17 protein-coding genes are annotated in these 20,882 nt (G+C 73.2%); 9 read left to right on the top strand and 8 right to left on the bottom strand.

Annotated features, from left to right (window positions below; all coding sequences use genetic code 11):
• Positions 1-90: 90 nt before the first annotated feature.
• From ACFCY7_RS18910 to pdhA, 3 genes are read right to left on the bottom strand one after another with little or no spacing between them, the layout of a single operon-like run.
• Positions 91-1,545: a dihydrolipoamide acetyltransferase family protein gene (locus ACFCY7_RS18910; RefSeq protein ID WP_376486417.1), complete on the bottom strand. Its 1,455-nt coding sequence runs from the start codon at positions 1,543-1,545 to the stop codon at positions 91-93.
• Positions 1,546-1,576: 31 nt separating this feature from the next.
• Positions 1,577-2,557: an alpha-ketoacid dehydrogenase subunit beta gene (locus ACFCY7_RS18905; RefSeq protein WP_376486391.1), complete on the bottom strand. Its 981-nt coding sequence runs from the start codon at positions 2,555-2,557 to the stop codon at positions 1,577-1,579.
• Between the two features lie 2 nt (positions 2,558-2,559).
• Positions 2,560-3,753 carry a pyruvate dehydrogenase (acetyl-transferring) E1 component subunit alpha gene (gene pdhA, locus ACFCY7_RS18900; RefSeq protein ID WP_376486388.1) on the bottom strand — a complete coding sequence of 398 codons (1,194 nt, stop codon included), beginning with the start codon at positions 3,751-3,753 and terminating at the stop codon, positions 2,560-2,562.
• Positions 3,754-4,096: 343 nt separating this feature from the next.
• Here pdhA and ACFCY7_RS18895 point away from each other — a divergent pair, with 343 nt between their 5' ends.
• The 3 genes from ACFCY7_RS18895 to ACFCY7_RS18885 all read left to right on the top strand — a co-directional run bounded on the left by ACFCY7_RS18895 (position 4,097) and on the right by ACFCY7_RS18885 (position 6,533).
• Positions 4,097-4,756 (top strand): response regulator, encoded by a 660-nt coding sequence (locus tag ACFCY7_RS18895; protein ID WP_376486385.1) that lies wholly within the window; start codon positions 4,097-4,099, stop codon positions 4,754-4,756.
• 238 nt (positions 4,757-4,994) lie between these two features.
• Complete coding sequence (locus ACFCY7_RS18890; protein WP_376486384.1) at positions 4,995-5,450, top strand: pyridoxamine 5'-phosphate oxidase family protein; 456 nt, start codon at positions 4,995-4,997, stop codon at positions 5,448-5,450.
• A 15-nt stretch (positions 5,451-5,465) separates the two neighbouring features.
• The gene (locus tag ACFCY7_RS18885) at positions 5,466-6,533 is read left to right on the top strand and encodes a phosphotransferase (protein WP_376486381.1); all 1,068 of its coding nucleotides are present in this window, start codon (positions 5,466-5,468) and stop codon (positions 6,531-6,533) included.
• Between the two features lie 56 nt (positions 6,534-6,589).
• Here ACFCY7_RS18885 and ACFCY7_RS18880 read toward each other — a convergent pair whose 3' ends face one another.
• Positions 6,590-8,185 (bottom strand): protein kinase, encoded by a 1,596-nt coding sequence (locus tag ACFCY7_RS18880; protein WP_376486379.1) that lies wholly within the window; start codon positions 8,183-8,185, stop codon positions 6,590-6,592.
• A gap of 275 nt (positions 8,186-8,460) precedes the next feature.
• Here ACFCY7_RS18880 and ACFCY7_RS18875 point away from each other — a divergent pair, with 275 nt between their 5' ends.
• The 6 genes from ACFCY7_RS18875 to ACFCY7_RS18850 all read left to right on the top strand — a co-directional run bounded on the left by ACFCY7_RS18875 (position 8,461) and on the right by ACFCY7_RS18850 (position 16,206).
• Positions 8,461-10,131: a protein kinase gene (locus ACFCY7_RS18875; RefSeq protein WP_376486376.1), complete on the top strand. Its 1,671-nt coding sequence runs from the start codon at positions 8,461-8,463 to the stop codon at positions 10,129-10,131.
• 233 nt (positions 10,132-10,364) lie between these two features.
• Complete coding sequence (locus ACFCY7_RS18870) at positions 10,365-11,126, top strand: hypothetical protein (protein WP_376486374.1); 762 nt, start codon at positions 10,365-10,367, stop codon at positions 11,124-11,126.
• A gap of 96 nt (positions 11,127-11,222) precedes the next feature.
• The gene (locus tag ACFCY7_RS18865; RefSeq protein ID WP_376486371.1) at positions 11,223-11,864 is read left to right on the top strand and encodes a PadR family transcriptional regulator; all 642 of its coding nucleotides are present in this window, start codon (positions 11,223-11,225) and stop codon (positions 11,862-11,864) included.
• 100 nt (positions 11,865-11,964) lie between these two features.
• Positions 11,965-12,699 (top strand): ABC transporter ATP-binding protein, encoded by a 735-nt coding sequence (locus tag ACFCY7_RS18860; protein ID WP_376486370.1) that lies wholly within the window; start codon positions 11,965-11,967, stop codon positions 12,697-12,699.
• On the top strand, positions 12,696-15,560 hold the full coding sequence (locus ACFCY7_RS18855) for an FtsX-like permease family protein (protein ID WP_376486368.1): 2,865 nt from the start codon (positions 12,696-12,698) through the stop codon (positions 15,558-15,560). Before ACFCY7_RS18860 ends, ACFCY7_RS18855 begins: the two co-directional genes overlap by 4 nt.
• 97 nt (positions 15,561-15,657) lie before the next feature.
• The gene (locus ACFCY7_RS18850) at positions 15,658-16,206 is read left to right on the top strand and encodes a bacterial proteasome activator family protein (protein WP_367823616.1); all 549 of its coding nucleotides are present in this window, start codon (positions 15,658-15,660) and stop codon (positions 16,204-16,206) included.
• 141 nt (positions 16,207-16,347) lie between these two features.
• Here the strand turns inward: ACFCY7_RS18850 and ACFCY7_RS18845 are convergent, their stop codons facing one another.
• The 4 genes from ACFCY7_RS18845 to ACFCY7_RS18830 are packed head-to-tail and all read right to left on the bottom strand — an operon-like array spanning position 16,348 to position 20,868.
• Positions 16,348-17,334 (bottom strand): NAD(P)H-quinone oxidoreductase, encoded by a 987-nt coding sequence (locus ACFCY7_RS18845; protein ID WP_376486365.1) that lies wholly within the window; start codon positions 17,332-17,334, stop codon positions 16,348-16,350.
• 38 nt (positions 17,335-17,372) lie between these two features.
• Positions 17,373-18,458 (bottom strand): potassium channel family protein, encoded by a 1,086-nt coding sequence (locus ACFCY7_RS18840; protein ID WP_376486362.1) that lies wholly within the window; start codon positions 18,456-18,458, stop codon positions 17,373-17,375.
• On the bottom strand, positions 18,455-20,017 hold the full coding sequence (locus ACFCY7_RS18835) for a molybdopterin-binding protein (protein WP_376486360.1): 1,563 nt from the start codon (positions 20,015-20,017) through the stop codon (positions 18,455-18,457). Before ACFCY7_RS18835 ends, ACFCY7_RS18840 begins: the two co-directional genes overlap by 4 nt.
• Positions 20,014-20,868, bottom strand: a complete 855-nt coding sequence (locus ACFCY7_RS18830) for an NTP transferase domain-containing protein (RefSeq protein ID WP_376486359.1) — start codon at positions 20,866-20,868, stop codon at positions 20,014-20,016. The genes ACFCY7_RS18835 and ACFCY7_RS18830 overlap by 4 nt, the downstream gene beginning before the upstream one ends.
• Positions 20,869-20,882 lie beyond the last annotated feature (14 nt).

Genomic DNA, 20,882 nt, shown 5'->3' with positions numbered 1-20,882 from the left:
ACAACAGAGGTGCAACAAACAGGCCCGTCCGCGATGCGGACGGGCCTGTTTCACGTGAAACGGTCACATCGGGGCGTTACGCCCCGACGGTCACGACCAGGTGATGAGCCGCTTCGGCTGCTCCAGGACCGCGGCGATGTCCGCCAGGAACTTGGAGCCGAGCTCGCCGTCGACCAGGCGGTGGTCGAAGGAGAGGGCCAGCGTGGTGACCTGGCGGGGCTTCACCTTGCCCTTGTGGACCCACGGCTGGAGCTTGATCGCACCGACCGCGAGGATCGCGGACTCGCCGGGGTTCAGGATGGGCGTACCGGTGTCGACGCCGAAGACGCCGACGTTGGTGATGGTGAAGGTGCCGCCCTGCATCGCCGCCGGGGTGGTCTTGCCCTCGCGGGCGGTGGCGACGAGCTCGCTCAGTGACTTCGAGAGCTCGGGCAGGGTCTGGGCGTGCGCGTCCTTGATGTTCGGCACGATCAGACCGCGCGGGGTGGCCGCGGCGATGCCCAGGTTCACGTAGTGCTTGAGGACGATCTCCTGCGCCGCCTCGTCCCAGGCCGCGTTGATCTCCGGGTTGCGCTTGACCGCGACGAGCACGGCCTTGGCGATGAGGAGGAGCGGGTTGACCCGCAGGCCCGCCATGTCCTTGTCGGACTTGAGCTCCTCGACGAGCTTCATCGTGCGCGTGATGTCGAAGGTCACGAACTCGGTGACGTGCGGCGCGGTGAAGGCCGAGCCGACCATCGCCGCCGCCGTCGCCTTCCGCACGCCCTTGATCGGCACCCGGGTCTCCCGGGCGTCGGACGCGCCCGCCGTCGCCGCGGCGGGCACCGCCGCCGGGGCCGCCACGGGCGCCGGGGCCGGGGCCGGGGCCTCGACGACCGGCGCGGGCGCCTGAGCGGTCACCGGCGCGGCCGCCGCGTGGACGTCCTCACGGGTGATGATGCCGTCCGGGCCGGTCGGGGTGACCGTCGCCAGGTCGACGCCGAGGTCCTTCGCGAGCTTCCGGACCGGCGGCTTGGCCAGCGGCCGGTCGCCGGCCGGCCCGTGCCCGTTGAGCTGCTCCGGTACGGAGACGGCGACGGGCGCGGGGGTGGCGACGGGCGCGGGGGTGGCGACGGGTGCGGGGGCGGCGACGGGTGCGGGGGCGCTCGCGCCCGCCGGGTCCGACACCGTCTTGCGCGCCCGGCGCTTGGTGGAACTGGCGGCCACGCCGTAGCCGACGAGGACCGGCTGGCGGCCCTTGGGCTCGTCGTCCTCGGCCGCAGGGGCGGCGGGGGCCGCCGCCACCGGGGCGGCCTCGGCGACCGGGGCCACGGGCGCGGCGCCGCCGCCGACGTTCACCGAGATGATGACCTGGCCGACGTCGACCGTCGTCCCCTCGGGGAAGAGCAGCTCGTGGACCGTGCCGTCGAAGGGGATCGGCAGCTCGACGGCGGCCTTGGCCGTCTCGACCTCGATCACGACCTGGCCGTCGGTGACGGTGTCACCGGGCTGGACGTACCACTTGAGGATCTCGGCCTCGGTGAGGCCCTCGCCCACGTCGGGCATCTTGAATTCGCGGATCGTCACGGTGCTCTCCTCAGTACGCCAGCGAGCGGTCGACGGCGTCGAGCACGCGGTCCAGGCCCGGCAGGTACTCCTCCTCCAGGCGCGCCGGCGGATACGGCGCGTGGTAGCCGCCGACCCGCAGGACGGGGGCCTCCAGGTGGTAGAAGCAGCGCTCGGTGATCCGGGCGGCGATCTCCGCGCCGGAGCCGAAGAACACCGGCGCCTCGTGGACGACGACCAGGCGGCGGGTCTTCTCGACCGAGGCCTGGATGGTGTCGAAGTCGAGCGGGGAGATCGAGCGCACGTCCACGACCTCGATCGACTTGCCCTCCTCGGCGGCGGCCTCGGCCACCTCCAGGCAGGTCTTCACCATCGGGCCGTAGGCCACCAGGGTGAGGTCCGTGCCCTCGCGGGCGACCCGCGCCTTGTGCAGCTCGCCGGGGATGGCCTCGGTGTCGACCTCGCCCTTGTCCCAGTAGCGGCGCTTGGGCTCGAAGAAGATGACCGGGTCGTCGCTCTGGATCGCCTGCTGGAGCATCCAGTAGGCGTCGTTGGAGTTCGCCGGGGTGACGACCTTGAGGCCCGCGACGTGCGCGAAGAGCGACTCGGGGGACTCGGAGTGGTGCTCGACGGCCCCGATGCCGCCGCCGTACGGGATGCGGATGACGATCGGCATCTTCACCGTGCCGAGCGAACGGGCCCGCATCTTCGCCAGCTGGGACACGATCTGGTCGTACGCCGGGAAGACGAAGCCGTCGAACTGGATCTCCACGACCGGGCGGTAGCCGCGCAGGGCGAGACCGATCGCCGTGCCGACGATGCCGGACTCGGCGAGCGGGGTGTCGATGACCCGGTCCTCGCCGAAGTCCTTCTGCAGCCCGTCGGTGATCCGGAAGACGCCGCCGAGCTTGCCGACGTCCAGGCCCATGATCAGGACCTTGGGGTCGGTCTCCAGGGCCTTGCGCAGCGACTCGTTGAGCGCCTTCGCGAGGGGAAGCTTCTGAACAGCCATGGTTACTCGGCCTCTCCGCCCTCGAAGGACGCCTGGTACGCGGCGAACTGCGCGCGCTCCTCGTCGACGAGCGCGTGCCCGTCCGCGTACACGTTGTCGAAGATCGCCATGTGCTCCGGGACGGGCATGGCGCGCACGACCTCGCGGACCTGCTTGCCGAGGGCCTCGCTCTCCGCCTCCAGCTCCTCGAAGAAGGCCGCGTCGGCGTGGCCCTCGTTCTCCATGTACGTCTTGAGGCGCTGGATCGGGTCCTTGGCCTCCCACTCCTCGCGCTCCGCGTCGCGGCGGTAGCGGGTCGGGTCGTCGGAGGTGGTGTGGGCGGCCATGCGGTAGGTGTACGCCTCGATGAGCGTCGGGCCCTCGCCGCGGCGGGCGCGCTCCAGCGCCGAGCGGGTCACGGCCAGGCAGGCGAGGACGTCGTTGCCGTCGACGCGGACGCCGGGGAAGCCGAAGCCGCGGGCACGCTGGTAGAGCGGGACGCGGGTCTGCTTCTCGATGGGCTCGGAAATGGCCCACTGGTTGTTCTGGCAGAAGAACACGACCGGGGCGTTGTACACCGCGGAGAACACGAAGGCCTCGTTCACGTCGCCCTGGCTGGAGGCGCCGTCACCGAAGTACGCGATCACGGCGGAGTCCGCACCGTCCTTGGCGATGCCCATGGCATAGCCGGTGGCGTGCAGGGTCTGCGAGCCGAGAACGATCGTGTACAGGTGGAAATTGTTGCTGTTGGGATCCCAGCCGCCGTTGTTCACACCGCGGAACATTCCCAGCAGATTCGTGGGGTCGACCCCGCGACACCAGGCGACGGCGTGCTCACGGTAGGTGGGGAAGACGTAGTCGTCGTCCCGCAGGGCGCGGCCGGAGCCGATCTGGGCGGCCTCCTGACCGAGCAGCGACGCCCACAGACCCAGCTCGCCCTGGCGCTGAAGCGCGGTGGCCTCGGCGTCGAATCGGCGGCTGAGGACCATGTCGCGGTAGAGACCGCGCAGTTCCTCGGCGCTCAGGTCGATGTCGTAATCGGGGTGCTGGACGCGCTCTCCTTCGGGCGTCAGCAGCTGGACGAGCTCGGGCTCCACAGCGTCCGCCTCGGCGCGCGTGCTCGTCTTCTTGGTGGTGCTCGTGCTCGCGCTTGCGGTGCGCTTGGTGCCGCTGCTGCGTCGCGTCGTCTTGCGCGCGGCAGTGCTCTCCACGGTCACGTGCGTGCTCCTCCGTCGGTCCGGCCCCCGGGTTCGCCGGTAAGGCCAGTGCGGCTCTCCGCCTTATCCGTACCCTTCGCACGGGGTGGGTGCGACGCGGCCGGGGTCGGGCGTGACAGGTGCCCCGGCGAGCGCCCCTGTCATAGGCACGTTACCCACAGCGCAGCATTCCCGCGAAACCCCACTTGACCTGCGATTTTGCTTGGATTTCCAAGTAAATCGAGAAAAGCGGGAAGCGCGGCTGGTCAGCGCGTCGGCAACGGCTTGAGAGGCCGCCGGAACAACGGGCACGTTATCCCGCGCACCCCGGGCGCGGGAAGAGCCAATATGTGAGACTGACTCCGTGCGCGAAGATGGAAAAATCCGGGTATTTCTGCTGGACGACCACGAAGTCGTCCGGCGCGGCGTCCACGAGCTGCTCTCCGTGGAGGACGACATCGAGGTGGTCGGCGAGGCCGGAACGGCGGCGGACGCGCTGGTCAGAATCCCCGCGACCCGCCCGGACGTCGCCGTGCTCGACGTCCGGCTGCCGGACGGCAGCGGCGTGGAGGTGTGCCGCGAGATCCGCTCGCACGACGAGTCGATCAAATGCCTGATGCTGACCTCGTACGCCGACGACGAGGCGCTCTTCGACGCGATCATGGCCGGTGCCTCGGGTTACGTCCTCAAGGCCATCCGGGGCAACGAGCTGCTGAACGCCGTACGGGACGTGGCGGCCGGCAAGTCGCTGCTCGACCCGGTGGCGACCGCCCGCGTCCTGGAGCGGCTGCGCGACGGCAACAACCCGAAGGGTGACGACAAGCTCGCCAACCTGACGGACCAGGAGCGCAGGATCCTGGACCTGATCGGCGAGGGGCTGACCAACCGGGTGATCGGCGAGCGGCTCCACCTCGCGGAGAAGACCATCAAGAACTACGTCTCCAGCCTGCTGTCGAAGCTGGGCATGGAGCGGCGCTCGCAGGCCGCGGCGTACGTGGCGCGGCTCCAGGCCGAGCGCCACTGACCCACCGGCCACCGGCCGCCGGCCACCGGCCACCGGCCACCGGCCACCGAGCACCACTGACCTACCGGCCGCCGAGCACCCACCGGCCTCGGCACCGACCCCCCGGGCTCCGGTCCGGTCCGTGCGTCACCCGTACGGACCAGACCGGGGCCCCAGGTGGTTTTCGGGACCTACGTCCCCGCGAAACCGGGGCAGGGGCCCCTTTTCCGACACGGCACCGGTGGCGGAGAGTGGAACCATGTCCACCACCGACGAGAACCGCGCCATCGAGCTCCTCCGCCGCGTGTCCTACGGCCGAGTGGCGACGAGCATGCGGGCGATGCCGTTCGTCGCCCCCGCCCGGCACATCGTGGCCGACGGCCGCGTCCTGCTCCGGATGCACCAGGGGCTCGGCTACCACCGCGCCTGCAACGGCAGCGTCGTCGCGTACGGGGCGGACAACTTCGACTCCGGGTCCGAGAAGCTCTGGTCCGTGCAGTTCACCGGCACCGCGCAGATCGTCGAGCCGACCGCCGCGGAACTCGCCGCCTTCGGGCCCGAGCCGGAACTCGTGGACGGCGAACCCTTCGTCCCGGTCTTCATGCGCATCGAACCGCAGTTCGTGACGGTGCACGCGCTCGACTACGCGAGCGAGACCCCGGCGACCGCGCCCACCGGGCCTTCCGTACGGCGACACCTCCACCACGTAGCGTGATCTAACATCTGGCGGGTGCCGCGCTCATCTGAACCCCTCCCCGTGCCCGCCGGACGGCACCCCCGTCCGTCCGGGGCCCCGCCCGTCGGCGCCCTGCTGCACCGCCACCGGCACGCCGGAGAGCCCCTCGCCTGCGTGCCCGTCACCGAGGGCCTGCTCAACCGCGGCTTCCGGCTCACCACCACCCGCGGCACGTACTTCCTGAAACAGCACTTGGACGCCCCCACCGCCGACCGCGCCACCATCGTCCGACAGCACCGCGCCACCCAGCGCCTGCACGCCCTCGGCCTGCCCGTCGCCCCGCCGCTCGCCGACGCCACGGGCCGCACGGTCGCCGTCGTCGACGGCCACTGCTACGCCCTGCACCCCTGGATCGACGGCCGGCACCGCGACGGCGCCCAGCTCACCGCGGGCTGCTCCCGCCGCCTCGGCACCCTGCTCGGCCAGGTCCACACCGCCCTCGACCGGGTGATGGAACCCACCGGCCCGGACGGCCCGCCGGGCACCGACGACCGCGCGAGCGCCGACCTCCTGGACACCTTCCGCGCCATCGACGAACTGATCGGCCTGGTCCGCGCGCACCGCCCCCGCGACAGCTTCGACGCGCTCGCCGAGCACCGGCTCAGGGAGCGCCGCCGGCTGCTCGCCCAGCACGCCCACCGTCGCCCCCCGCCGGCCGTCGCCGCCGGCTGGGTGCACGGCGACTTCCACCCCCTGAACCTGCTGTACCGGGGCGCCGAACCCGCCGCGATCGTCGACTGGGACCGGCTCGGGTTCCGGCCCAGGGCCGAGGAGGCGGTCAGGGCCGCCGCGATCTTCTTCGTACGGCCCGGGGGCGAGCTGGCCCTGGAGAAGGTGCGGGCGTACGCGCGCGCGTACCGGCGGGCCACGGGGGCGTGCGGCGGCGAGCTGGCGGCCGCGGCCCACCGGGTGTGGTGGGAGCGGCTCAACGACTTCTGGACGCTGCGCTGGCGCTACCAGCTGCACGACCGAAGGGCCGACCCGCAGTTCCCTGCGGTGTCGGCCCTGGCGGTCTGGTGGACCCGCGAGTACGAGGCGGTGCGCGACGCGTTCGCCGGCTAGACGTGTCCTGCCGGCGACGGTGCGGGGCCCTCGGGGCCCCGCACCGTGTCAGCGGGTCACGGGGTGCCGGTGGTCGGCGGGGTGCCGGGGTTGCCGCCCGAGTCGTCGGTCGGGTCGGTGCCCGGGTCCGTGGTGGGGTCGGTCGGCGGCGTGGTCGATCCGGTCGGCGTGCCCGTGGGGTCGGTCGGCGGCGCCGTCGTCGGCTCCGTGGGCGGCTCGGTCGACGGGGTGCCCGTGGCCTCCGTCGGCGTGTGCGTCGTCGGCGGGTTCCACGGCTCCTGGGTCGAGCCGCCGTCCGAGGTGCCCGAGTCCTGCGTCTGCTCGTCGGTCGGCTCCTCCGACGGCGTGGGCTCCTCGGAGGCCGTCGACGGCGAGTTGCTGACGGTCGTCGGCGTCTTCACGTCGCCGCTCTTGTCCTTCGCCTTGTCGACCGCGTACACGACGCCGGCGACGACCGCGATCAGCGCGAGCGCGACGAACAGCCACAGCTTGCCGCGGCCGCCGTTGCCGCCGCCCTGCGAGCCGTACGAGCCGTCCTGGCCGTAGCCGCCGGTGCCGCCCGTGCCGCCGTCGTAGCCGCCGTATCCGCCGTCGTCCGGGTTCATCGGCGGGAGGATCGGGCGCTGCGCGGTCTCCCCGTGCATCGGGTGGCCCATCGCGGCGGTCGCGGCCATGCCGCCGGCCGGGGTGCGCCCGCCGTCGTGCATGTCGACCGGGCCGGTGTTCCAGGTGTTGGTGTGGCCGCCGTGCTGATGGAGCATCTGCAGGCTGTACTGGATGAGGCCGCGCATCTCCTCGGCGCTCTGGAACCGGTCGTCCGGGTCCTTCGCGAGGGAGCGCATCACCAGGCCGTCGAGCTCCGGCGGCACCCCTCCGGTGACCTCGGACGGCGGGACGGGCGCGTCCTGCACGTGCTGGTACACCACGGAGAGCGGGGTCTCGCCGGTGAAGGGGGGCCTCAGTGCGAGGAGTTCGTAGAGGAGGCAGCCCGTCGCGTACAGGTCGGAGCGGTGGTCGACGGCCTTGCCGAGCGCCTGCTCGGGGGAGAGGTACTGCGGGGTGCCCATGACCATGCCGGTCTGGGTCATCGTCGACTGCGCGCCGTGCAGGGCGCGGGCGATGCCGAAGTCCATGACCTTCACCGCACCGGTGTGGGTGATGATGACGTTCGCCGGCTTGATGTCGCGGTGCACGATGCCGTGCTGGTGCGAGTAGGCGAGTGCCTCCAGGACGCCGGAGACGATGATGAGGGCCTGCTCGGGCCCGGGTGCCTCGGCGCTGAGCAGCAGGTCGCGGATGGTGCGGCCCTCGACCAGCTCCATCACGATGTACGGCACGGGCCGGCCGGAGACCAGGTCCTCGCCGGAGTCGTACACGGCCACGATGGCATGGTGGTTGAGACCGGCGACCGACTGCGCCTCGCGGGTGAAGCGGGCCTTGGAGACCGGGTCCTCCGCGAGGTCGGCGCGCAGCAGCTTCACCGCGACCGTGCGGCCGAGCCGTACGTCCTCCGCGGCGAAGACCTCCGCCATGCCGCCGCGTCCCAGACGGTGCGTCAGACGGTAACGACCGTCGCCGACGACACCGCCGACGCCCCAGGACTCCGCTGCCGAGTCCGGCACACCGCCGCCTGCTCCGGATTCGGGTGCCATCAGTCCTCGCCGTCGTCTGTCGTGCCGTGTCCAGTCGTCACGCTACAGGCTCCGTACGACATCACGGTCCGAGATGGACCGGCCATCCAACCCCGCCCCCGTACACCTGTGCAAATTCGGTGACGGTGTCCGGCCGCGGCCGAAACGCTTCGGGGAGGGTTCCTGTGCAGAGGGTCACGGAACGGGCACCCGGCTTGACGTGTCACTGCCCTCGGGCAGACTTGGCCGAGAAAATCCGGATCAACGCCGCCACGCGCGCGTAGGGGGAAGCACAGATGAGCCAGGACGGCGCACAGGGCCGCTATGCGGGCGGTTCGGTCGCGGGCGGCCGGTACCAGCTGCGCGATCTTCTCGGCGAGGGCGGCATGGCGTCCGTGTACCTGGCCTACGACAGCGCGCTGGACCGGCAGGTCGCCATCAAGACGCTGCACACCGAACTCGGCCGGGAACAGTCGTTCCGCGAGCGCTTCCGCCGCGAGGCGCAGGCCGTCGCGAAGCTGTCGCACACCAACATCGTCTCGGTCTTCGACACCGGCGAGGACACCCTCGACGGCGCCGTCATGCCGTACATCGTCATGGAGTACGTGGAGGGCCAGCCTCTCGGCTCGGTCCTCGCGGCGGACGTGCAGCAGTACGGCGCGATGCCGGCCGACAAGGCGCTCAAGGTCACGGCCGACGTGCTGGCCGCCCTGGAGGTCAGCCACGAGATGGGCCTGGTCCACCGCGACATCAAGCCCGGCAACGTCATGCAGACCAAGCGCGGCGTGGTCAAGGTCATGGACTTCGGCATCGCGCGGGCCATGCAGTCCGGCGTCACCTCCATGACGCAGACCGGCATGGTCGTCGGCACCCCGCAGTACCTCTCCCCCGAGCAGGCCCTCGGGCGCGCGGTGGACGCCCGCTCCGACCTTTATTCGGTCGGCATCATGCTCTTCCAGCTGCTGACGGGCCGCCTGCCCTTCGACGCCGACTCCCCCCTCGCCATCGCCTACGCGCACGTGCAGGAGGAGCCGGTCGCCCCGTCGACCGTCAACCGGTCGGTGACGCCGGCGATGGACGCGCTCGTCGCCCGCGCGCTGCGGAAGAACCCGAACGAGCGGTTCCCGAGCGCGGCGGCCATGCGCGACGAGTGCCTGCGGGTGCTGTCGGCGGGCCAGACGGGCGCGCCGGTCATCGTCCAGGGCGGTCCGGTCAGCAGCGGCGCGGGCGTCGGCTCGGCGGTCTTCCCGCCGGTCGGCCAGACCCCGCCGCCCACTCCGCACGGACTGCAGCAGCCGTACCAGCCGCCGACGCCGCAGCCCGGCCCGTACGGCCCCACGACCCCGGCGCCCGGCCCCGCGTACGGCTACCCCCAGCAGGCCCCGACGCCGGCGCCCTACGCGTCCGCGCCGACCCCCGCGCCCTACGCCACCGCTCCCACGCCCGCGCCGTACGCGCCCGCCCCGGCTCCCGCGCCGTACGCGACCGGACCCGCGCCCGTCGCGTCCGGCGGCTCCCGGCGGAACACCCCGGTGCTCGTCGGCGCGATCGTCGTCGCCCTCCTCGCCGTCGGCGGCCTCCTCGTGGCGCTCAACCTCGACGAGGAGAAGGACCCGCAGGCGGGCGGCACCGGCGGGACCGACACCCAGCAGAGCCAGACGGCGGCCCCCGGCCACAAGGGCCCCGACCTGACCAAGACCATCGACACCAAGAAGTGCATGCAGCCGGAGGAGTCCAGCGACGACCCCGAGAAGTTCGAGGCGCCCAACTTCACCTACAAGAACCTCCAGTCGGTGAAGGCGTGCGTCCAGGCGGCCGGGTGGAAGATCATGACCCAGACGCCGGTGGACGAGTCGACGTACGGCGAGGGCACGGTCCTCGAGCAGTACCCGCCGGCCGGCCAGGACATCACCGACAAGGACGCCGAGTTCACCCTCAAGGTCTCGACGGGCAACCCGCCGCAGTAGCGGACGCCCCGTACGGCGGTGGCCGAGCCGCCACCGCCGTACGCCCGGCACCACCTCCGTACGCCCGGCACCACCGCCGTACGCCCGGCGCCCCGTACGTCTGCCGACCCCTCAGTACGCCCGCCCGGCGACCCCGCCGTACGCCTGCCGACCCAGCCCGGATGCCGGAAACGTCCCATCATGTGACGCTGAGTTGACTACCTCGGCGGCTCGGCACGGGAGGGGGTCACCCGGTGACTCCAGCAGTCCGCAGGGCACGCGCGCGGGCTCTCGGCCCCGCGCTCACCTGCGCGTTCGTCGGCGCGTGCGCCCTGTACGCCGCGCCCCTCGCCCATCCGGCCGACCCTCCGCACACCGCGGTGGGCACCACGGCCCCGACGCCCGCGCCCACCGGCACCACCCCGGCAGCGCCCTCCGCGTCACCCTCCTCCACCGCGCCGTCCGCGACCGCTCCGTCCGCGACCGCGACCGCTCCGGCCACGGGCACCGGCACCGCCTCACCGGGCCGCACCGGAACGGCCGGCACGCCGGCATCCCCGGCACCCGCGCCCACCGGCACCGGCACCGGCGCCCTCTCGGGCTCCCCGACCCGGCCGGGCGCCGGGCCGAGCGCCGAGCCGAGTGACGCTCCCGCGCCGAGCGGCTCCGCCTCGCTGGCGGGACGGCCGGCCGGGGAGGGGCGGCCGCGGCCCGGCCGCTCCGAGGCGGCCCCGGCGAGTGAGACGGCCCCGTCGCCGGGCCCCTCTCGTACCGAAACCGCTACAGACGAAGGGGGACAGGAGGCCGCCGAGGAGGAGCCGGAAGCGGTACCCGAGGAGGATGCGATGCCGCCCGAGGCGGCGCCGGCCACCCTGCCGGCCGCCGGGTCCCGGCTGGCGGCCGAAGCCTCGCCCACCCTCGTCGACCAGCGGATTCCGGTCCTCACCCTGGGCGCGGGGCTGGCGCTGATGGGGCTCGGGATCGGCTTCCTCGGCCTCCGGATGCGCCGCCGCTGAGCCTCCCGAGGACCGCCCGGTCCCCCTTGAGACGGAGCTGCCGCTTCCGTCTCAGGACGGTTGTCCGCGACGACATACCCGGTATACATACTGAGTATGTCGATCCGCCATGGGCTCCTCGCCCTCCTCGAACGCGGCCCTCGCTACGGCTCCCAGCTCCGCACGGAGTTCGAGTCCCGCACCGGTGCCACCTGGCCGCTCAACGTCGGCCAGGTCTACACGACCCTCAATCGCCTGGAACGCGACGGGATGGTCGCGCAGAGCGGCGAGGACGCGGCCGGGCACGCGCTCTACGCGATCACCGACAACGGTCGCACCGAGCTCAGGACCTGGTTCGAGAAGCCGGTGGACCGCACCAGCCCCGCCCGTGACGAGCTGGCCATCAAGCTCGCGATGGCCGTGGGCGCACCGTCCGTCGACATCCGCGACGTCATCCAGTCCCAGCGCCGGCACACCGTCCAGGCCATGCAGGACTACACCCGACTCAAGGCCCAGGCCCTCGCCGCCGTCGAGAGCGGCGGCGCCCGGGAGCGCGACGACGTGGCCTGGCTGCTCGTCCTGGAGCAGCTGATCTTCCAGACCGAGGCCGAGGCCCGCTGGCTCGACCACTGCGAGTCCCGGCTCATCCGCCTGTCGGCGACCGCGCCGGCGGCCCCGGCCGCCCCCGTCACCGCGGCCGCCCCGCGGACGCCGGACGCGGCAGGCACCCCGACCACCGGTGCGCCCGGAGCGCGTTGACCGCACGCTCGCGCTCCGCCCGTACCGCCGACGCACCACCGTCCACCGCACGCTCCGTGCCCGGCCGTCCGCCGGGTACGTCCCAAGGGGGGACCCCTCGATGTCCACACAGCAGCCCGTGCTGCAACTCCAGAACCTGACCCGTGTCCACGGCTCCGGCGCCACCGAGGTGCACGCCCTGCGCGGGATCGACCTCGCCGTGTACCCGGGCGAACTCGTCGCCGTCATGGGCCCGTCCGGCTCCGGGAAGTCCACGCTGCTCACCATCGCGGGCGGCCTCGACACCCCCAGCTCGGGCCGGGTGATCGTCGAGGACACCGACATCACCACCGCGACCGTCAAGCAGCTCGCCGCCCTGCGCCGCCGCAGCATCGGCTACGTCTTCCAGGACTACAACCTCATCCCGGCCCTGACCGCCGCCGAGAACGTCGCCCTCCCCCGCGAGCTGGACGGGACCTCCGCCCGCAAGGCGCGCGTCGAGGCCGCGGCCGCCCTGGAGGAGATGGGGCTCGGCCACCTGGCCGACCGCTTCCCCGACGAGATGTCGGGCGGCCAGCAGCAGCGGGTGGCCATCGCCCGCGCGCTCGTCGGCGACCGCCGGCTCGTCCTCGCCGACGAGCCGACCGGCGCCCTCGACTCCGAGACCGGGGAGTCCGTGCTCGCCCTGCTCCGCTCGCGCTGCGACGCGGGCGCCGCCGGTGTCCTCGTCACCCACGAGCCGCGGTTCGCGGCCTGGGCGGACCGCGTCGTGTTCCTCAGGGACGGTGCCATCGTCGACCAGACCGTGCGCAGCGACGCCGACTCGCTCCTGTCGGGCCAGGTGGCCGAGGCGTGAAGACCTGGTTCCACTCCTGGCGGGCCGCCATCCGCATCGCCCGGCGCGACGCCTGGCGCTCCAAGGGCCGCAGCGCCCTCGTCCTCGCGATGATCGCCCTTCCCATCCTCGGCGTCAGCGCCCTCGACCTGACCTACCGCAGCTCCGAACTCTCCCCCGCCGAGCGGGTGGAGCGGTCGATCGGCGCGGCCGACGCGCGCCTCAAGGACGCCCAGACGGGCGGTGTCCCGATCCTCCAGGACCCGACGGGCGACATGACCGCGCCGGCCAAGGAGCCCGGGAACGGGTCCTGGCCGAGCGGTTCCACCGATGTCGCCGGGGCCGTCCCCTCCGGCTCCACCGTCCTCACGGACGGGGCCGGTTCGGCGAAGCTGACGACGGTCCACGGTCTGCTCATGACGGAGGTGCGCGAGCTCAAGGCGTCCGACCCCGTCGCCCGCGGGATCATGACGCTCCTCGACGGGCGTTTCCCGGAGAAGGGCGACGAGGTCATGGCCACCTCGCACTTCCTGGAGACCAGCGGTCTGTCGGTCGGCTCGACCCTTTCCGCCCGCAACTTCGATCGCCCGTATCGGATCGTCGGCTCCTACGAACTTCCCGACTCGCTCGACGCCGACCAGGTCAACGCGCTGCCGGGAGCGTTCCTCGCCCCGTACGGGAAGGCCGTCGAGAAGGCCGGCCTGCCGGCGCCCGACACCTCCGTCTCGTACCTGGTGCGCAAGCCGGGTGGTTTCACGTGGAACACCGTGCAGCAGATCAACACCAAGGGCGTCACCGTCGTCTCGCGCGCCGTGCTGCTCGACCCGCCCGCCAGGTCCGAGGTACCGCTGTTCCAGAAGGGCGGCTACGCCGATTACGGGTCCAGCTCGGCGGCCAGTGCCTCCGATCTCGCCGCCCTCGGCACCGTCGTCGGCCTGGCCATGCTGGAGATCTGCCTCCTCGCCGGACCCGCGTTCGCCGTCGGCGCCCGCCGCTCGCGCCGCCAGCTCGGTCTGGTCGGGGCCAACGGCGGCGCCCGCAGCCACATCCGTGCCATCGTGCTGAGCGGCGGTCTGGTCATCGGCTTCGCCGCCGCCGTCACCGGCACCGTCCTCGCGGTGATCCTGACCCTGCTGCTCCAGCCGGTCCTCGAAGACACCATGGGCCAGCGGTTCGGGGCCTTCGACGTCCGGCCCGTCGAACTGCTCGGCATCGCGCTGCTCGCGGTCCTGACCGGCCTGCTCGCCGCGATCGTCCCGGCCGTCACCGCCTCCCGGCAGACCGTGCTCGCCTCGCTCACCGGCCGGCGCGGTGTCCGCCGCAGCAGCCGGGTGCTGCCCCTGGTCGGCCTCGCGGCCGTCCTGGTCGGCGGCGCGATCGCCCTCTTCGGCTCGCTCGTCAGCGAGCAGTTCGTCATCGTGGCGGGCGGCTCCGCCATCGCCGAGCTGGGCGTCGTCGCCATGACCCCGGCCCTGGTCGGCCTGTTCGGGCGGACCGGACGCTGGCTGCCGCTCTCCCCGCGCCTCGCGCTGCGGGACGCCGTCCGCAACCGGGGCCGCACGGCGCCGGCCGTCGCCGCCGTCCTCGCCGCCGTCGCGGGCACGGTCGCCGTCTCCACGTACATGGCCAGCAGCGAGGCCGAGAACAGGGCCGACTACGTGCCCCTGCTGCCGTACGGCGTCGCCTCCGCCTTCGTCCCCGAGGAGGGCGGCCGGGACGTCCCCGCCGTCCGCGAGGCCATCCAGCGGGCCTTCCCCGTCGAGGTCACCGCCGACGTCGAGCGGGTCTCGGTCGGCAACCCCGGCTGCGCGCGGTGGGACGAGGGCGCCGGCTGCGGCCGCTACGAGGTCGTCGTCCCCCGGGCGAACGAATGCCCGCTGTACGCGTTCTCCCCGGACGGCAGCGACCCCGCGGAGAAGTACACGCCCGAGCAGCGGCGGAAGATGCGCACCGACGACTGGCGGTGCAAGGAGTCCGCGAGCAGCGGCATGTACATCACGGACGGCGGCCTGCTCGTCGGTGACACCGCCGTGCTCCAGGTCCTCGGCGTCGACGATCCCGCGACCGTGAAGGCCCTCGCCGACGGCAAGGTCGTCGTCTTCAACCGCTCCCTCGTCGACGAGAACGGCACCCTCGGGATCAAGCAGATCACCGACGTCGCCGCCGCCCAGAAGGCCGCCGACGAGAACCGCCCCGTCCCCGGCAAGGTCGGCTCCCTGCCCGCCTACCTGGTGCCCGGCGACAAGGCGTCGTACGGCCTCCAGGCCCTCATGACCCCGGCCACCGCCAAGGCCGCCGGCCTGGCCACGGTGCCGATGGGCGTGTACGTCAGCACCGACCGGCTCCCGAACAGCGAGCAGCGCCAGAAGCTCGACGGTGACATCGCCAAGCTCGGCAGCGCCGTCGAGTTCCACCTGGAGGAAGGATTCGTCAACCGCGACAGCATCATCCTCATCTCGCTGGCCGTCTTCGCCGGCCTGGTCACCATCGGCGCGGCCGGCATCGCCACCGGTCTCGCCCAGGCCGACGCCGAGGCCGACCTGAAGACGCTCGCCGCCGTGGGCGCCCCGCCCCGGGTCCGCCGCACACTCAGCGGGTTCCAGTGCGGAACCGTCGCCGCGATGGGCGTGATCCTCGGCTCGGCAGCCGGACTGCTGCCCGCCGTGGGCCTCCTGCTCACCCAGGAGCGCGTGCAGATCCGCTACTACGAGGAGAGCCTCGCCCAGGGCTGGAGCGGCGACGCCACCCCGCCCGACCTGCCGATCATCGTCCCCTGGGAGACGCTGGCCGGCCTGCTCGTCGCCGTCCCGCTGGGCGCCGCCCTGCTCGCCGCCCTCGTGACCCGCTCGCGCGGCGCGCTGGCCCGGCGCGCGGCGACCTGACGGACCTCGTCCCGACCTGTGCCCCTGTACGAGGGTGGATCACCCTCGTACAGGGGCACACCAGTGGGTGACGCGATGTGTACGAGAGAATGGCGGCATGGAGATGCCGAGGAATGACAGGTCGCAGGAGAGCCCCCAGGTCCTCATCGTGGGACAGGACGGGATGGCGCTCGGCGGCACTCAGGGCGACGACGAACCCCGCGAGGTCCCGGTGACGGAAATGGTCGAGCAGCCTGCGAAGGTCATGCGGATCGGCAGCATGATCAAGCAGCTCCTGGAGGAAGTACGCGCGGCACCTCTCGACGAGGCCAGCCGGGTCAGGCTCAAGGACATCCACGCCAGCTCGGTGAAGGAGCTGGAGGACGGGCTCGCGCCCGAACTGGTCGAGGAGCTGGAGCGGCTCTCGCTGCCCTTCACGGACGAGGCGATCCCCTCCGAGGCGGAGCTGCGCATCGCGCAGGCCCAGCTGGTGGGCTGGCTGGAAGGCCTCTTCCACGGCATCCAGACGGCGCTGTTCGCCCAGCAGATGGCGGCCCGTGCCCAGCTGGAGCAGATGCGGCGCGCCCTCCCGCCGGGCGCGTCCCACGACGAGGACGACGACGACCGCGGCCACGGCCACGCGGTGCGCTCGGGACCGTACCTGTAGATCCGTTCGATCCGTTCGTACGGAGGAGGGGCCCGGCACGGCGCCCGTTCGGGGCCTTGTCCACAGGTCCCGCCGGTACGGAGAAGGGGCCCGGCACAGTTCGTGTGCCGGGCCCCTTCGTCGTCCTCGCCGTGCCGGGCGTCAGCCCCGGGGGGCGAGCAGCAGCACCTTGCCGACGTGACCGCCGGAATCCAGCGCCCGGTGCCCGTCGGCGGCCTCCGGCATCGGCACCGTACGGTCGACGACCGGCTTGACCGTGCCCGCGCCGATCAGGGGCCAGACGTGCTCGCGGACGGCGGCGACGATCGCCGCCTTCTCCTGCGCGGGCCGGGAGCGCAGCGTGGTCGCCATGACGGCCGCGCGCTTCGCGAGCAGCGCCCCGAGGTTCAGCTCGCCCTTCACCCCGCCCTGGAGACCGATGATCACCAGCCGGCCGTTCACGGCCAGCGCCTTCACGTTCCGCTCCAGGTACTTGGCGCCCATGATGTCCAGGATGACGTCCGCGCCCGCCCCGTCCGTCGCCTTGGCCAGCTCCTCGACGAAGTCCTGCTCGCGGTAGTCGATGAGGACGTCCGCGCCCAGCTCGGCGCAGCGCGCCAGCTTCTCCGGACCGCCGGCCGTGACCGCGACCCGCGCACCGACCGCCTTCGCCAGCTGGATCGCCATCGTGCCGATGCCGCTCGCGCCGCCGTGCACGAGCAGCGTCTCGCCCGGCCGCAGATGCGCGATCATGAAGATGTTGGACCAGACCGTGCACGCGACCTCGGGGAGCGCGGCGGCCGTGGCCAGGTCGACGCCCTCCGGCACCGGAAGGAGCTGGCCGACCGGGACCACGACCTTCTCCGCGTAGCCACCGCCGGCGAGCAGGGCGCAGACCTCGTCGCCGACGGACCAGCCCGACACCCCGGGGCCGAGGGCCGCGATCCGGCCCGAGCACTCGAGGCCGGGATAGGGGGAGCTCCCCGGCGGCGGGTTGTAGAAGCCCTGGCGCTGGAGCAGATCGGCGCGGTTGACCGCGCTGGCCACCACCTCGACGAGGACCTCGCCCTCGCCGGGTACGGGATCGGGCACCTCGTCCCAGACGAGTGCCTCGGGGCCACCGGGTTCCGGAATCGTGATCGCATACATGGCGGCGAGGCTACTCCCGCCGCGCCCGCAGGCCGTGTTCAGTCCTCCGGCGGCGTGGAGAGCGGGGTCACCGGTGCGGCGCGGACGATGGTGATCACCCGGTCCGTGAGCTGGAGCGGGCTGGCCGCGGGGTCGTCGTAGCCGAGCAGCCGGTGGCCGCGGAGCACGCTCACCACCAGGTCCTCGGTCTCCCGCACGCTCTTGCCGGCCTCGCTCTTGGTCACCGGGCGTTCGACGAGGTCGAGGCCCGAGCCCTGCTGGATCAGGTCCTCCATCACGGTGCCCGCGCTGGGGCTCAGGACGGAGAGGCCGAGCAGGCGCCCGGCGGCGCTGGCGCTGGTGATGACCGCGTCGGCGCCGGACTGGCGGAGCAGCGGTGCGTTCTCCTCCTCGCGGACCGCGGCGACGATCTTCGCGCCCCGGTTGAGCTGCCGGGCCGTCAGGGTGACCAGGACGGCCGTGTCGTCGCGCTGGGTGGCGATGACGATCTGACGGGCCCTCTGCACCTCGGCGCGGAGCAGCACGTCACTGCGGGTCGCGTCGCCGATGACGCCGACGAAGCCGTCGGCGTTCGCCGTCTCGATCACCTTGGTGGAGGGATCGACGATGACGATCTGTTCCTTGTGGAGCCCCGTGGCGCAGAGGGTCTGGATCGCGGACCGCCCCTTCGTCCCGAAGCCGACGATGACGGTGTGGTCGCGCAAGGTGGACCTCCAGCGGTTCAGCCGGAACTCCTCCCGGGTCCGCTCGGTGAGGACCTCGAGAGTGGTGCCGACCAGGATGATCAGGAAGAGCACGCGCAGGGGCGTGACGAGCAGGATGTTGGCGAGCCGGGCCGAGTCGCTGTACGGAACGATGTCGCCGTATCCGGTCGTGGAGAGCGTGACGGTCGCGTAGTAGGCGGAGTCGAGGAGGTCGAGCGTCTCGTCGGCGTTGTCGTGGTAGCCCTCGCGGTCGACGTACACGATGACGACCGTGAGGATCAGCACGCCGAGCGCCATGAGGAGCCTCTTGCCGACCTGGCGGAGCGGCTTCTCCACGACCCGGCGCGGCAGCCTGACCGTCGGGCCCGAGATCCTCTCTTCGGCGTGGCGGGCCATCACGTCACGGCTGGGAAGTTTCACGTGAAACACGCTCCTTGGGCCGGAGCGGCCCCCGCCGCCGGCCACGGAAGGTCGAGGACGGTCAGCTCCTGGCCGGGCAGTGCGCCGCCCGGAGGGACGACGGCCATACCGTCGGCCGCGGCGATGCCCCGGAGCATGGCCGGTCCGTTGAAGTGGAGGGGAACGGCCCGTCCGCCGTGGCGGACGACCGGGACGAGCCGGGTGTCATGGGGATGCCCGTGCACCTCGCCGGCCACGGGGGAGCTGCTCTCGGCGAGGGCGCTCCCGGCCAGGGCCGCGAGCAGCGGCTCGGCGAGGGTGAGGAGCCCGGAGACGGCGGCGAGCGGGTTGCCGGGAAGCCCGACGAGGTGACGGTCGCCGCCCAGGGACGCCAGGAGCATCGGATGGCCCGGTCGGACCTGCACGCCGTCGACCAGGAGGGTCGCCCCCGCCTTGTCGAGCACGCGGTGGACGTGGTCCACCGGGCCCGCGGCGGTACCGCCCGTGGTGACGACCAGGTCGGCGGGGGATCCGGTGACGGCCGCGTACAGCTCCTCGGCGTCGTCGCCGATCCGGCGGGTGCCGAGCACCTCGGCGCCGAGCGCCTCCAGCCAGGGGCCGAGCATCGGGCCGAGCGCGTCCCGGATGAGGCCCTCGCGGGGCAGCCCCGCCGTGAGCAGCTCGTCGCCGAGGACCAGGATCTCCACCTTCGCGCGGGGGCGTACGCGCAGCTCGTCGTAGCCCGCGGCGGCGGCGAGGCCCAGCACCGCGGGGGTCACGGCACTGCCCGCCGGAAGCAACTCGTCCCCGGCCCGGCACTCCTGCCCCCGGGGACGGATGTCCTGCCCCTCCAGGACCTCGCGAAGGGCATGCAGCACGAGCCCGGTGGTGGTGGCGGGAGCCGATCCGGCGGAGTCGGAAGTCGCTGCGATGGCCCCTGGGGTGGATCCGGAGGCGGCGCCCGGCGTCGATCCGGCGGCGGCGCCCGGCGTCGATCCGGCGGCGGCGCCCGGCGTGGTGGGACCGGGTGTCTCCGGTCGCTGGGGCTGTTCGGTCCGCTCGATCCGCTCGGTCCTGGCGTGCTCGCTGCGGATGACGGCGGTGGTCCCGGGAGGGACGCGAGCGCCGGTGGCGATCCGTACGGCCTCCCCTTCGGCCGGTACGACGCCGGGCGCGCGCCCGGCGAGGACCGCGCCCTCCTCGCGTACGGCCCAGGGGCCGGGACCCACGACGGCCCAGCCGTCCATGGCGGAGGTGTCGAAGGAGGGCAGGTCGGTGAGGGCCGCGAGCGGCTCGGCGACGATCCGCCCGAGCGCCCGCCCGAGCGGGACGGCCACCGGCTCCCGGTCGGCCGCGGCACGGACGGCGCTCCCGGCGAGGACGGCGGCGGCCCGCGCCTCCGGCCACGGGGTGGCGCGGTGCGGCCGGTCCGCCTTCACCGGGACGCCGGGGACGGTACCGGCACCGGAGACCACGGGGGTCCCGGAGGCCGCCGGAGCCCCGGAAGCCGCCGGGGTCCCCGTGGCCGCCGGAGCCACGGCGGGCTGTTCCGCCAGGGGGACGGGTTCCGTCGGACTCATCCGGCCTCGTCCTGCTCGGCGGCCCAGCGCTGGGCCAGCGCCGCGGCCTTGCGGGCGGCCTCGGCGACCGCCTCCGGGCCGCCCTCGGGACCCGAGAGCGCCGCCGCGTACCCGACCAGGAACGTGGTCAGGGGTGCGGCGGGGCGGGCCACGCCGTGCGCGGCGTCACGGGCGAGATCGAGGAGCACGCCGGTGTCGACGTCCAGCTCGATGCCCAGTTCGTTCTTGACTGCGGTGATCCATTCGTCCAGCACGGTCCCATGCTCCCTGATGCGGGCCCGGGCGATGGCGATGTCCTCCCAGGTGTCGCAGTCGAAGGAGGCCAGGGGCCCCGCGGGGACCCGGAGGGGGCGGAGGGCCCGCGTGAGCCCGCGCAGCGGCAGGTCCGCGAGGCCGCCGTGGTCCGCGGTGAGCCGGGCGAGTTCGCGGCGCAGCGGGTCGGACCGGTACGCGGCGACCAGCGGCTGGTCCCGGCCGTCCGTGTCGGCGAGGAGGGCGACCTCGGCCTCCGGGGCCGCGGCGAGGGCGTCGAGGAGGCGCCGGACGGTGGCGGCGTCGAGGAAGGGGAGGTCCGCGGAGAGGACGAGGAGGACGTCGGCCTCCGTCTGCCGCGTTCCGGCGTCGAGGGCGGCCAGCGGGCCGCCGCCGGGCGGGTCCTCCCTGGTCCAGCGGACCGGGCGGACGGTCGGGCGCGGGTCGCCGACGACCACGGTCCGGCCGGCGTCGGAGCAGGCCGCGAGCACCCGGTCGAGCAGGGTCCGGCCCCCGACCCGTACCCCGGGCTTGTCGGAGCCGCCGAGGCGCCGGGCGGCTCCCCCGGCGAGCACGACGGCGTCGTATGCGGTGGTCACCCCAGCAGTATGGG

Origin of the sequence: Streptomyces sp. NPDC056361 (genome assembly GCF_042262805.1) — a bacterium.
Taxonomy (GTDB): domain Bacteria; phylum Actinomycetota; class Actinomycetes; order Streptomycetales; family Streptomycetaceae; genus Streptomyces.
This window is presented reverse-complemented; position numbering and strand designations above follow the sequence as displayed.